A 13,003-nucleotide genomic window follows, 5' to 3' on the forward strand; every position below is an offset into this window, starting at 1 on the left:
CTGAAGAACATTCCATTGATTTGCCTCTTATCTTACGCCTTGACGATGTTTGGGCAAGCTTCGCCTTTGGAAAGCTTATCAAGATTCGCAAGCGTGGTCTGAGAAATACTGGTTAACGCCTCACTGGTCAGGAAAGCCTGATGACCGGTAAACAGCACGTTGTGGCAGGAAGATAAGCGGCGGAAGACGTCGTCGAGCACAACCTCGTTAGACTTGTCTTCAAAGAACAGGTCGCGTTCGTTTTCGTAGACGTCCATGCCGAGTGCGCCAATTTTCTGCTGCTTGAGGGCCTCAATAGCGGCACTGGCGTCGAGCAAGGCACCGCGACTGGTGTTAATAATCATCACCCCGTCTTTCATTTTGTTAAAGGACTTCTGGTTCAGCAGGTGATGATTCTCGGTGGTCAGCGGACAGTGCAGTGAAATAATGTCCGACTGTGCATACAGGGTGTCTAAGTCGACGTACTCGGCACCTAACTCAAGAGCCAGCGGGCTGGGATAAGGATCGAAGGCTAAAATACGCATGCCAAAGCCTTTGAGGATACGCATCGCGGCGACGCCGATTTTGCCTGTGCCGATGATCCCAACAGTGCGCTGGTGCATATTAAAACCGGTTAACCCCTCAAGCGAAAAGTTCGCCTCGCGGGTACGTTGGTACGCGCGGTGAATATGGCGATTCAGGCACAGCATTAGGCCGACAGCATGTTCAGCGACCGCCTCGGGAGAGTAGGCCGGTACGCGAACTACATCAATGCCCAACTCTTTAGCGGCGGCGAGGTCGACGTTGTTAAATCCGGCACAGCGCAGTGCGAGCGTTTTTATCCCCAGCGCCGCAAGCTCGGTAAGTACTTCACGGCTGCCGTCGTCGTTAACAAAAATACACACTGCGTCGCATCCAGCGGCCGTTTTTGCCGTCGCCTGACCCAGCATAAAATCAAAAAATATCAGCTCAAATCCATACTGCTGATTGACCAGCTCAAAGTATTTGCGGTCATAATTCTTGGTACTGTATACGGCCAGTTTCATGCTCTGTACTCCGACAAGTGAGTTGTCCATTAACGAGAAGCGCCGCTTAAAAATAGCACTGGGCACCCTCGCAAACAAAGGGTAGCCAATTGTAACGTTATTTTTATGCTATCTTGCTGATGTTATAAAAATATCAGGATATTTCATGAGGAAAGGACTTAAACATCTTCTGCTGACACTGCTAACGGTGGCGATGGTGCTCGTGTTGCTGTTGATTACGCTATGGAAAACGCTGCCACAGTGGCTTCCTGCCGTCGCCAAACATTGGCTACCGCCGGGGACTCAGCTTAGTTTTTCTTCCTCGCCAAGTTGGTCTGATGGCGAACTTATTCTGCCTGGCGTACGCTATTTGGCGCAAGATTGCCTGCTTGCCGATGCTCAAAATGTTCGCCTGAATAAGCCGTCGACCGGCTGGGATCTCCAGCTCGATGCCTTGAATATCGACACCGCCTGTCTGAGTAAACTCCCTGCCAGTGAGGGCAGTGGCGCACTTTCTCTGGCCGATATTCAAAAACAGTTGCCGTTCGGCCAGCTGCATATCGCCAACCTGAACGTGACGCCGTGGCAGCAGTATGCCGGTGACTTGCAGGTCATCAACGACGGTAAAACGCAGACGTTGCACTATAAAGGTAAGGCACTGAATTTTGATGCTGCGTTGGATAATCAGCAATGGCTGGTCATTGATACACTGAGCCTGATGCCGCCCGGCGGTGACGAACCGCTGCAGCTGGCGGGTAAATTAATGCTGCCCGCTGCGCTCGATACGCTTCCCGCCGAGGGCGAGCTGCGCGGTGAAGTGCACACTGCGCTGGTGCCGCATCCGATTGAGATCAGCCTGAACTGGCAGGAAAAGAGCGGGCAGCTCAGCCTGACAGAACAGGGGCAATCCCAGCCGCTGATCAACCTGCCGTGGCAGCTTGGCGACAAACAAATTCAAATTTTACAAGGGCAGTGGCGTTGGCCGTATGCCGCGCAGCCGCTTTCCGGTGGACTGAACCTGACGCTGAACAACTGGAGCGACAAACTTGACCAAACGACGTTGAGCGGACGCCTCAACGTGCTAACTCAGGGGCACAATGGTAAGGGCAACGCCGTTCTGACCCTCGGTCCCGGCAGGGTCGGACTGCTCGACAGCGATATTGCCTTTCAACTAACCGGACAGGCCAATCTGCCGCAAATTTCTCTGAGCGCATCCTTCCCAGGTACGCTCAACGGGTCGGTGCTCAACCCAGTAATTGCGCTGCACAGCGGCGCACTGTTACGCGCGTGGGGGAAACCGACCCCGACGCTGAGCCTGCAGGATGCGCGCTGGCCGCTGGCGGGTATTAAGCTCAGTGCGCAGGGGGTAAGTGGGCCGTTGCAGGCAATTGTACGAGTCAGTGATGCTTATTGGGGGCCGTTCCAGCTGCATCTCAACGGGAAGGCTCAGGACTTTTGGCCCGATAAAGGCGCGTGGGATTTTAACTACTGGGGCAATGGGCAGTTACCGCCGCTTAACGGGCGCTGGGACGTGGCGGGTAAGGGCAGTTGGCATGACACGCTGATGACGTTGACTCAGCTGTCTGCCGGTTTTAATCGCCTGAGCTACGGGCTGGTTAACGTCGATGCACCACGGTTAACGTTGACCCAGCCGCTCATTTGGCAGCGGCCCGTGCCTGCTCGTTATGAACATTCTCAGCCAGCCTTGGTGCCTGATTTCAACGGTGCGATAAGGCTTGTAGCGCAAAAAATTTCACTCGAAAATGGCGGCTACCTGCCTCCGGCCGAGCTTAGCCTGGCGTTTAAAGGCGACAACCCGATGAATATTACGCTTAACGGCCAGCTTGAAGCACTGCCGATTGGCCCTATCAAGTTGAACGGACGTTGGGACGGTGAACGACTGCGTGGACAGGGATGGTGGCCAAAACAGGATTTAACTGCCTTTCAAAGCCTGTTGTCGCCAGACCTGAATATCAAACTGCGCGGTGGCAGTTTCTATGCACAGTCGGCGTTTTCCGCCGCGCGTGGACAGGGATTTGTCGCCGGGGGCCACTGGGTGGTTAAAAATGGCAGCATGTGGTTAAAGGACGGCGATTTGAGCGGCCTGGATTTCTCGCTGTCCTACCGACTGAAAAATCAAAAGTGGCAGTTTGGCACCAAGTCGCCGGTCAGCCTGCGTATTGGTGAGTTGAATAACCTGTTCCAGATGCAAAATATCACTGCCGAGTTGCAGGGCAGCTATCCCTGGACCGAGGCCTCGCCACTGCGCCTGACACACGTTGGCATGGACGCGCTGCTCGGACACATCAGCCTGTCTGCACTGCGCTTGCCGCAGCACGACCCCGCGGTGTTAAAGCTGCAAAAAATAGACCTCAGTGCGCTGTTTACCGCCTTGAAACCCAAGCAGATGGCGATGTCTGGCCGCGTCAACGGTGAACTTCCGCTGTATGTTGACAACCCGAAATGGTTGATTCATGACGGCTGGATTGCCAACGACGGGGGTCTGACGCTGCGATTAGACCCGCAGTTCGCCGCGGCGATGGCCGGTGACAACGTGGCTAACCGTTTGGTTATCCAGCTGCTTCAGTACCTTGAAATTCACCGCTCGTATGCCAAAGTCAGCCTGGATAATCTGGGGGAATTAACGATGGCGGCGCAAATTTTCGGGGTTAACAATACTGAGGGCAAGCAGCGCGAAATTCATCTCAACTATACCCATCAGGAAAATATCTATCAGCTGTGGCGCAGTCTGCGCTTCGGCGACAATTTACAGGAATGGCTGCAGCAGCAGCTTTCTGCTTCACCATCGTCGGCTTCTGCTAACAAGGATAATGAATTGAGGAAGGAACAATGAATCCTATACCGGCCTGTATCACGGCATTGAGCCTGTCACTGATGCTCAGCGGCTGCGTGCCGCGTATCGAAATAGCGACGCCCACGGCGCCGATTACGATCAATATGAATGTCAAAATTGAGCATGAGATTCATATCAAAGTGGATAAAGACGTCGAAGACTTGTTGAAAAACAAAGGCGATCTCTTTTAAGGATGCGGCGATGAAATTGTTAAAAGGTAAAGCTTTGGCATTGACCATTATGCTGTGCGGCTGGCTGTTTTGCAGTTCCGCATTGGCACTAACCCTCGAACAGGCCAAACAGCAGGGCCGCGTGGGTGAGACGTTGAGCGGGTATCTGGCGCCGGTCAAACAGGATGCTGAAACGTTGGCGTTAATTAAACGCATTAATCAGGCGCGTGAACAGCAGTACCAGGACGTGGCGAGAAATAACCAGGTTAGCACCGCCGATGTGGCCAAGCTTGCCGGGCAAAAATTGGTGTCGCGAGCCGCGCAGGGTGAGTATGTACGCGGCATTAACGGGCAGTGGTTGCAAAAATAGCCCAAAAAAAAGCGCGCTCTATTGAGCGCGCAACATTTACTACAACACTGTCGGCACACATGACGATTCTAAAGGTAATTACCCAACAGTGAAGCGACTGAAATTACGCTGCAGCAACCTGTTTGATAGCTGCGTCGATAGCGGCTTTAGCATCGGCCTGCGCTTTGGTCGCAACTTCTGGACCGTAAGCGATGCCTTCAGCGAACACAAACTCAACGTCGGTCATGCCCAGGAAGCCCAGGAACAGGCTCAGGTATGGAGCAACCAGGTCGCTTGGGGTATCTTTGTGAATGCCACCGCGGCTGGTCAGGACGATAACGCGTTTGCCTTTGATCAGGCCTTCTGGACCTTTCTCCGTGTATTTAAAAGTCACACCGGCGCGCGCTACCAGGTCAAAGTAGTTCTTCAACTGAGTGGGGATGTTGAAGTTGTACATCGGTGCAGAGATAACGATAACGTCGTTAGCCTGCAGCTCTTCGATAAGCGTGTTAGACAGCGCCAGCGCTTCTTCCTGACGTGCAGTCAGTGCCGCATCGGAAGGACGCAGTGCGCCAACCAGCTCACCGTCAAGCACCGGGATTGGATCCGCAGCCAAATCACGCACGGTAACCTGTGAAGCGCTGTTGGTGGCTTGGAATTGAGCAACGAAGTAGTCTGCCAGTTGGTTGGTCTGAGAGAAGTTAGCCAGAATACTTGATTTTAGAACCAGTACTTTACTCATTTAAAATTCCTTCGCTGAGTGGGGTCATACAGGGACGAGGCGTCCCGAGAATGTTTTCTACTTTATTCATAAAACTTTCTCAGTGATAGTGCAATATTTCGAGATCCAACATCGAATTTTTTGAATGACTTGATCGTAAGTTGGCCGACAGCCACTAAACAGTCGCCATCTTTTAGAAACCGCAATCGCTTGTGATAACATAGTGTTATTCAGGCAAGGCCCGCGCCTGCCGACCATCAAGGAATCTCGCACGTGAAATCAACGCTCGCGGCACTATCAGCACAACTTGACGGGCTGATGCTACGTGACCGACAACGTCTGCAACGCCGTTTGCAGGGCGCTAAAAAAATTAATGACCCTCAGGCTTTGCAAGGACTGACTCAGGAGCTGGAAAACGCATTTCAACAGGGGCTGCAAAAAGTCAGCAGCCGTGAAGCATCACGCCCCAAGATTGCCTACCCTGATAATTTGCCGGTCAGTCAGAAGAAGCAGGACATTTTCGAAGCCATTCGCGATCATCAGGTGGTGATCGTCGCCGGTGAAACGGGATCAGGGAAAACCACGCAGATCCCGAAAATTTGCATGGAATTGGGCCGCGGCATTAAAGGCCTGATTGGCCACACCCAGCCGCGCAGGCTGGCGGCGCGCACGGTGGCAAACCGCATTGCTGACGAGCTTGAAACTAGCCTCGGCAACACTGTGGGCTATAAGGTCCGTTTTAACGATCAGGTGAGTGAAAATACCCTGGTCAAGCTGATGACCGACGGTATTCTGCTGGCCGAAATCCAGCAGGACAGAATGCTGATGCAATACGACACCCTGATCATTGATGAGGCGCACGAGCGCAGCCTTAATATCGATTTTATCCTCGGGTATTTGCGTCAACTGCTGCCCAAGCGGCCTGATTTAAAAGTCATTATCACTTCCGCGACCATTGATCCGCAGCGTTTCTCAAAGCACTTCAATAATGCGCCTATTATTGAGGTTTCTGGCCGCACTTATCCGGTTGATGTACGTTATCGTCCGGTTGTTGACGATGCAGACGACGGCGATCGCGACCAGTTGCAGGCTATTTTTGACGCGGTTGACGAGCTGGGCCGTGAAAGCCGTGGCGATATTCTGATCTTTATGAGCGGCGAGCGCGAAATACGCGATACCGCCGATGCGCTAAATCGCCTTGATTTGCCAAACACTGAGGTTCTGCCGCTGTACGCGCGTTTGTCTAACAGCGAACAGAACCGTGTGTTTCAGTCGCACTCGGGTCGCCGCATCGTGCTGGCGACCAACGTCGCCGAAACGTCACTCACCGTGCCGGGCATTAAATACGTTATCGACCCCGGCACGGCGCGAATTAGCCGCTACAGTTTCCGCACCAAGGTGCAACGGTTGCCGATTGAAGCCGTTTCACAGGCTTCGGCTAACCAGCGTAAGGGCCGCTGCGGACGCGTTTCTGACGGTATTTGTATTCGTCTTTATTCGGAGCAGGACTTTCTCTCGCGGCCTGAGTTTACCGATCCTGAAATTCTGCGTACTAATCTGGCCTCCGTTATCCTACAGATGACCTCGCTGGGGCTGGGCGATATTTCGGCGTTCCCGTTTGTGGAAGCCCCCGACAAGCGCAATATTCAGGACGGTGTGAGGCTTCTTGAAGAGCTGGGTGCGATTAATACCCCAGAAAACGGTCGCTACACCCTGACAGAACAAGGGCGCAGTCTTGCCCAGTTGCCGGTGGATCCGCGTTTGGCGCGCATGGTGCTTGAGGCGCAGAAAAATAGCTGCCTGCGCGAGGTGATGATTATCACCGCCGCGCTGTCGATTCAGGACCCGCGTGAACGCCCAATGGACAAACAGCAGGCCTCTGATGAAAAACATCGTCGATTTGCTGATAAAGACTCGGATTTCCTGGCCTTTGTTAACCTGTGGGACTATCTGCAGGAGCAACAAAAGGCGTTGTCGTCTGCGCAGTTCCGCAAGCTGTGTCGTAGCGATTTCCTTAACTATTTGCGCGTTCGTGAATGGCAGGACATCTATACCCAACTGCGTCAGGTCGTGAAAGAGCTGGGTCTGCGCATTAATAGCACCGCCGCGGACTACCGCAGCGTGCACTGTGCGCTGCTGACCGGTCTGCTTTCGCACGTCGGCCAGAAAGACGTTGAGAAGCAAGAGTTTACCGGCGCTCGCAATGCCCGCTTTTCCATATTCCCAGGTTCGGGACTTTTCAAAAAGCCGCCTAAATGGGCAATCGTCGCTGAACTGGTTGAAACAAGCCGACTTTGGGGGCGCATCGCAGCTAAAATTGAGCCTGAATGGATTGAGCCACTGGCACAACATTTAGTGAAATACAGCTACAGCGAACCGCACTGGGAGAAATCTCAGGGCGCAGTGATGGCTGATGAAAAAGTGACCCTGTTTGGCTTGCCGATCGTCATAGCACGTCGCGTAAACTACGGCAGCATAGACGCTGTGGTTTCCCGCGAGCTGTTTATTCGCCATGCGCTGGTCGAGGGTGACTGGCAAACGCGTCACGCCTTCTTCCGCGACAATCAGCGCCTGCGTAATGAGGTCGAAGAGTTGGAGCACAAGTCCCGCCGTCGCGATATTTTGGTCGATGACGAGACGCTATTCCTGTTTTATGAGCAGCGAGTGGGCCGAGAGGTGGTTTCCGGCAAACATTTCGATACCTGGTGGAAAACGCAGCCCACCGACAGCCTGAACTTTGAAAAAAGCATGCTTATCAAAGAGGGGGCGGGCAAAATTAGCGCCCTCGATTATCCTAATTTCTGGCATCAGGGAAATATTAAGCTGCGGGTTACCTACCAGTTTGAACCTGGCACAGAGGCTGACGGCGTTACCGTACACATTCCGCTGCCGTTGCTTAATCAAATTGAGGAACAGGGCTTTGACTGGCAGATCCCGGGCATTCGCCGCGAACTGGTCATGGCGTTGATCAAATCGCTGCCCAAACCGACTCGCCGCAATTTCGTGCCCGCACCCAACTATGCCGACGCCTTTTTAGGCCGAGCCACACCGTTTGAACTGCCACTGCTCGAGTCAATGGAGCGTGAACTGCGCAGAATGACGGGCGTTACGGTGTCACGTGACGATTGGCAGCTTGAACAGGTGCCCGATCATCTTAAAATGACGTTTCGCATCGTGGACGACAAAAACAAGCCGCTGCGCGAGGGAAAAAGCCTGACGGCATTGAAATCAACGCTGAAAGAGCAGGTCCAGCAAACGCTTTCTGCAGTGGCGGACGACGGCATTGAGCAAAACAATCTCCATGTCTGGAGCTTTGGTGCTTTGCCTGACTGCTATGAGCAAAAGCGCGGCGGCTATGAAGTGAAAGCTTATCCTGCGTTGGTGGATGAAAAAGACAGCATTGCAATCAAACTGTTCGACAGCGAGCTTGAGCAGTCACAGGCAATGTGGCGGGGTACACGGCGTTTATTGCTGCTGAACATTCCATCACCTATCAAGTATCTGCATGAAAAATTGCCTAATAAGGCCAAGCTGGGGCTCTATTTTAACCCTTATGGCAAAGTGCTTGACCTGATAGATGACTGTATTTCCTGCGGCATTGACAAACTGATTGCCGAGTCAGGCGGGCCGGTGTGGAGCGAAGAGAAGTTTGCTGTCCTGCATGAGCACGTGCGTGCGCATCTTAATGAAACGGTGGTGGGCATTGCGACGCAGGTCGAGCAAATTCTGACTACCGTGTTCAACATTAATAAGCGACTCAAAGGGCGCATTGATATGACGATGGCACTGGCGCTATCGGATATTAAAGCGCAGATGTCGGGGCTTATCTATCGCGGTTTTGTGACGCAAAATGGCTGGAAGCGCATTCCAGATACGCTGAGGTATTTGCAGGCCATTGAAAAACGCATGGACAAGTTGGCAATGGATCCGCACCGTGACCGCGCTCAAATGCTAAAAGTAGAAAGCGTGCAGCAGAAGTGGCAACAATGGCTGAACAAACTGCCGCCGGTGCGTCAGGTCAGTGAGGAAGTGCAAGAAGTGAGGTGGATGCTCGAAGAGCTGCGCGTCAGTTACTTCGCGCAGCAGCTCGGAACGCCTTATCCTATCTCGGATAAACGTATTTTGCAGACCATTGAGCAGCTGGCTTAATTAGCCAGCTGGTGACCACTTAATTCAACCAACGCTGCCCTGATTGCCGGAACGGCCAGGGCACGATTATCTGCTAAATAACGGTCTTGCGCGGCGGGTGCCGAACTTTGGATCCCAATCAACGTCCATTTACCGTTTTGTTTCAGCAACAGCGGTGAACCGCTGTCGCCCGGCAGCGTATCGCAACGATGCGACATGACGCCCGGCTGAGCCCATCCGGTAATCAGACAGTCCTGATGACTGTACAAATCATCGAGGTGATCCTCAGGATATCCTGCCTGTGTCACTTTACGATCGTTGGCTTTCAACGCTGCGGTGAGTTCGTCACGCGTGCCTTCCCACAGAGGCAGTGGTTTAATAGGCAGTTTTTGTTTTTCATCGGTAATGCGCACTAGGGCAAAATCATAAGACGCGGCCTGCGGTGGCACAATCCAACCCTCGCCGTCGGCTTTCAGTTTCTTTCCCAGCGCCGGGTCAACCAGCGTTTGTAGCTTGGTTATCTGGTAGCGCCATTTTTGATGTTGCGAGATAAAGCGTAGGGCAATCACTTTGTCGATTTTTCCCGGCGGTGCCAGCACGCAGTGTCCCGCAGTCAGAACCAAATGTTCCGAGATGAGCGTGGCGGTGCAGAGATTACCGCTGGCAGTTTCAATCTGGCCAATCGCTTGCCACGGCCAGCTTTTAACTTCACTCACGTGTGTACGATGATCCTGGCCAAAAAAAAGGGCAGTTTTTTCTTTAAGGCTTATTGTGTCTGAATCGCTGTCCGAGTCGGTTGAGTCGGCATGAGCAGGAAGGGCGAAGCAGAAAAAGCACAAGACAAGCGGTAAAGCTATGCGCATATCATTTTGACCTTAAGTGCGGGGATTGACCGGGAGCCAATTATTAAGATGTTGATTATAGCTGGTAATAGCTTTCAGGTAATAGGAGGTTTAGATAAATCAAATGTATGAGGTTGGCTAATTATGCGTTCCGATATATTACGTTGCAGTCTAGAAATAGAAGAATAACGTAATCAGACCCAGCAAAATTAGAGAACTCAGGGTGATTTCGAACAGGTAGCGTCGCAGCATCGTCCATCAATACCTCAAGATTGCCTGGTTGATAATACCCGTCTATTTGGAACGTAGGGTACGTAGGCCGGAGAAAAAAACACCCGGCGAACCGGGTGTCAAATAATCAGTCTTGATAATGGTGAGACGAGTTGCTCACAAAGACTTATTACTTAGCTGCTGGAGCAGCTTTTTTAGCGTGTTTTTTCACGTGTTTTTTAGCAGCCTGCGCTTTCTGAGCAACTGGCTTCTTAGCAGCGTGTTTTTTTACGTGTTTTTTAGCAGCCTGTGCTTTCTGAGCAACTGGCTTCTTAGCAGCGTGTTTTTTCACGTGTTTTTTAGCAGCCTGTGCTTTCTGAGCAACTGGCTTCTTAGCAGCGTGTTTTTTCACGTGTTTTTTAGCAGCCTGCGCTTTCTGAGCAACTGGCTTCTTAGCAGCGTGTTTTTTCACGTGTTTTTTAGCAGCCTGTGCTTTCTGAGCAACTGGCTTCTTAGCAGCGTGTTTTTTCACGTGTTTTTTAGCAGCCTGCGCTTTCTGAGCAACTGGCTTCTTAGCAGCGTGTTTTTTCACGTGTTTTTTAGCAGCCTGCGCTTTCTGTGCAACTTTCTTCTTGGTAGCGTGTTTCTTAACATGTTTTTTAGCAGCCTGAGCTTTTGCAGCAGGGGCAGCAGTAGTTGTGGTGGTTGCAGCAGCAGCTGGAGCAGCAGTAGTTTCAGCGGCGAATGCTGCAGAAGACAGGCCCATTGCAGCGGCAATTACCAGAGCTAATACTTTTTTCATCGTTAATTCCTCAGAATTTAATTTATGTATCCACCCCACTGCGGGGCCGGTAGGAGAATACTAGGCTTGTTAGTGTTCGCTGTCCGTGAGTGATTGGTTTCGGCGTGTAACGGTATGTACAAATTAATTAGTTATTATTATTCATTGTGTTAGTTTGTTTTGAGTCAGGGTGTTACCTTGAATGCACAAGATTTAGTTACAACATACTTATTAATTCAGTGACTCATGGCCTCTGAAAGCCTCTAAATGTCTGTAATTAAGCGGGATCTGTGACAGGGGATTAAGCAAATTCTGCAGTAAAGAGCAGGCAATTCCCCAGGCCGTGGGGAAAAAGGCCTGAGGAGAGCTTTTTAATTAAAAATAACACGCCACTGTGAGGGGAATTTACAGATAACGGCTTTCGAGATGCTTGCGGAAATAGTCGGTATTCAAAGTTTCACCCGTGGCGTTAGTAATCAGCTGGTCGGTTGAGAAACGGCTGCCGTGTTGCCAGATGTTTTGATTTAACCATTGGAACAGGGCCGTCAAATCACCACGAGAAATATCATCCTGCAGCGTCGGAATAGCTTTATTGGCCGTTTGGAACAGCTGTGCTGCATACATTGCACCCAGTGTATATGTCGGGAAATATCCAAACCCGCCGTCCGTCCAGTGAATATCCTGCATACAGCCGTTGGTGTAATTACCGATGGTGTCGAGTCCCAGATACTGCTGCATTTTGCTGCTCCACAGTGCCGGAATATCTTCAACTTCAATTTCACCCTCGATCAATGCCTGCTCAATTTCGTAACGGAGAATAATATGCGCCGGATAGCTGACTTCGTCGGCATCCACACGAATAAGCCCCGGCTGTACGCGTTGGTTAAGGTTAATGAAACCTTGTTCACTCAGTCCTTCGCGTTGGCCAAACTGTTCAATGACCAGTGGATAAACTGACTTAAGGAACACTTCGCTGCAGCCCAGTTGCATTTCAAACAGCAGGCTTTGAGATTCGTGAACGCCCATTGAACGGGCATTGGAAACCGGCTGACCCAGCCACTCTTTCGGCAAATTTTGCTCGTAGCGCGCATGGCCCGTTTCATGGATTACGCCCATCATAGCAGTGATAAATTCGTCCTGACGGTAGCGCGTAGTAATACGAACATCCTGCGGGACGCCGCCGCAGAAAGGGTGCGCGCTGATGTCGAGACGGCCTGCATCAAAGTTAAAGCCCAGGCGTTTCATTACGCTCAGCCCCAGCTCTTTCTGCTTGCTGATATCAAAGGGGCCCTGCGGCTGTACAAACTGCAGAGATTTTTGCTTTTCAACGACTTTCTGCAGCAGCTGTGGCAACCAGGTTTTTAAATCACCAAAAATAACGTCGAGCTTACCTGCCGTCATTCCGGGTTCATAGAGGTCCAGCAACGAGTCGTAACGACTAATACCGGCGGCCTGTGAACGTAACGTGGCTTCCTGACGGCTCAGTTTGACCACTTCGCGCAGATTATCGACAAATCCTTCCCAGTCATTAGCCGGACGTTGGCGACGCCACGCGTGCTCACAGCGCGCTCCGGCCAATGATTTTGCTTCAACCAGGCTTTCTGGCAGCAGGGCGGAATGCTGATATTGGCGCGCCATTTCACGCAGGTTGGACTGCTCGAGGTCGTTGAGGTCTTCCTGCTTGGCTTGCTCCAGCCACTCGCCGACCTTGCCCGCGGTCAGAATTTGGTGCTGGAGTACACTGAGCTCAGCTAAGGCTTCAGAACGTGCTTTGCTGCCTTCCGGTGGCATCATGGTCTGCATGTCCCATCCGGCGATGGACGAAAGATGGCTGAAACGCGACAAGCGGGTAAACGTTGCGCGTAACTGTGAATAAGCTGTCGTCATGGAGTACTCCGTACTTTAAAAATAATATGAATAGCGGGGCCTGGGTAGGGGCCCGCG

The 13,003-nt window shown here is 51.9% G+C and carries 9 protein-coding genes; 4 read left to right on the top strand and 5 right to left on the bottom strand.

Annotated elements, in window-relative coordinates; translation table 11 throughout:
* Positions 1-32 precede the first annotated feature (32 nt).
* Positions 33-1,025: a 2-hydroxyacid dehydrogenase gene (locus GA565_RS11725; protein WP_152198587.1), complete on the bottom strand. Its 993-nt coding sequence runs from the start codon at positions 1,023-1,025 to the stop codon at positions 33-35.
* A gap of 145 nt (positions 1,026-1,170) precedes the next feature.
* On the opposite strand from GA565_RS11725, the gene GA565_RS11730 reads away from it, so the two are divergent.
* From GA565_RS11730 to GA565_RS11740, 3 genes are read left to right on the top strand one after another with little or no spacing between them, the layout of a single operon-like run.
* Positions 1,171-3,858 (top strand): YdbH family protein, encoded by a 2,688-nt coding sequence (locus GA565_RS11730; RefSeq protein WP_152198588.1) that lies wholly within the window; start codon positions 1,171-1,173, stop codon positions 3,856-3,858.
* Positions 3,855-4,049, top strand: a complete 195-nt coding sequence (locus GA565_RS11735; RefSeq protein ID WP_055771522.1) for a YnbE family lipoprotein — start codon at positions 3,855-3,857, stop codon at positions 4,047-4,049. Before GA565_RS11730 ends, GA565_RS11735 begins: the two co-directional genes overlap by 4 nt.
* 49 nt (positions 4,050-4,098) lie before the next feature.
* Positions 4,099-4,398 carry a YdbL family protein gene (locus GA565_RS11740; RefSeq protein ID WP_304621436.1) on the top strand — a complete coding sequence of 100 codons (300 nt, stop codon included), beginning with the start codon at positions 4,099-4,101 and terminating at the stop codon, positions 4,396-4,398.
* 103 nt (positions 4,399-4,501) lie between these two features.
* Here GA565_RS11740 and GA565_RS11745 read toward each other — a convergent pair whose 3' ends face one another.
* Positions 4,502-5,119, bottom strand: coding sequence for an FMN-dependent NADH-azoreductase (locus GA565_RS11745; protein ID WP_152198590.1), 618 nt, complete (start codon positions 5,117-5,119; stop codon positions 4,502-4,504).
* 252 nt (positions 5,120-5,371) lie between these two features.
* Here GA565_RS11745 and hrpA point away from each other — a divergent pair, with 252 nt between their 5' ends.
* The gene (gene hrpA, locus GA565_RS11750) at positions 5,372-9,247 is read left to right on the top strand and encodes an ATP-dependent RNA helicase HrpA (protein ID WP_152198591.1); all 3,876 of its coding nucleotides are present in this window, start codon (positions 5,372-5,374) and stop codon (positions 9,245-9,247) included.
* Here hrpA and GA565_RS11755 read toward each other — a convergent pair.
* From GA565_RS11755 to GA565_RS11765, 3 genes are all read right to left on the bottom strand, one after another.
* Positions 9,244-10,089 carry a serine protease gene (locus GA565_RS11755; protein ID WP_055771532.1) on the bottom strand — a complete coding sequence of 282 codons (846 nt, stop codon included), beginning with the start codon at positions 10,087-10,089 and terminating at the stop codon, positions 9,244-9,246. The genes hrpA and GA565_RS11755 overlap by 4 nt on opposite strands.
* A gap of 379 nt (positions 10,090-10,468) precedes the next feature.
* Entirely contained in the window at positions 10,469-11,080 is a 612-nt protein-coding gene (gene asr / locus GA565_RS11760; RefSeq protein WP_152198592.1) for an acid resistance repetitive basic protein Asr, read from the bottom strand.
* Between the two features lie 384 nt (positions 11,081-11,464).
* Positions 11,465-12,946, bottom strand: a complete 1,482-nt coding sequence (locus GA565_RS11765) for a carboxypeptidase M32 (RefSeq protein ID WP_152198593.1) — start codon at positions 12,944-12,946, stop codon at positions 11,465-11,467.
* Positions 12,947-13,003 lie beyond the last annotated feature (57 nt).

The sequence above is a fragment of the Rouxiella sp. S1S-2 genome (assembly GCF_009208105.1).
Lineage (GTDB): Bacteria > Pseudomonadota > Gammaproteobacteria > Enterobacterales > Enterobacteriaceae > Rouxiella.

Excerpts from the sequence above, each read along its gene's own strand:
- GA565_RS11730 (WP_152198588.1), top strand. The coding sequence starts at position 1,171 with ATGAGGAAAGGACTTAAACATCTTCTGCTGACACTGCTAACGGTGGCG.
- GA565_RS11745 (WP_152198590.1), bottom strand. The coding sequence starts at position 5,119 with ATGAGTAAAGTACTGGTTCTAAAATCAAGTATTCTGGCTAACTTCTCT.
- asr (WP_152198592.1), bottom strand. The coding sequence starts at position 11,080 with ATGAAAAAAGTATTAGCTCTGGTAATTGCCGCTGCAATGGGCCTGTCT.
- GA565_RS11735 (WP_055771522.1), top strand. The coding sequence starts at position 3,855 with ATGAATCCTATACCGGCCTGTATCACGGCATTGAGCCTGTCACTGATG.
- GA565_RS11740 (WP_304621436.1), top strand. The coding sequence starts at position 4,099 with ATGCTGTGCGGCTGGCTGTTTTGCAGTTCCGCATTGGCACTAACCCTC.
- GA565_RS11765 (WP_152198593.1), bottom strand. The coding sequence starts at position 12,946 with ATGACGACAGCTTATTCACAGTTACGCGCAACGTTTACCCGCTTGTCG.
- GA565_RS11755 (WP_055771532.1), bottom strand. The coding sequence starts at position 10,089 with ATGCGCATAGCTTTACCGCTTGTCTTGTGCTTTTTCTGCTTCGCCCTT.
- GA565_RS11725 (WP_152198587.1), bottom strand. The coding sequence starts at position 1,025 with ATGAAACTGGCCGTATACAGTACCAAGAATTATGACCGCAAATACTTT.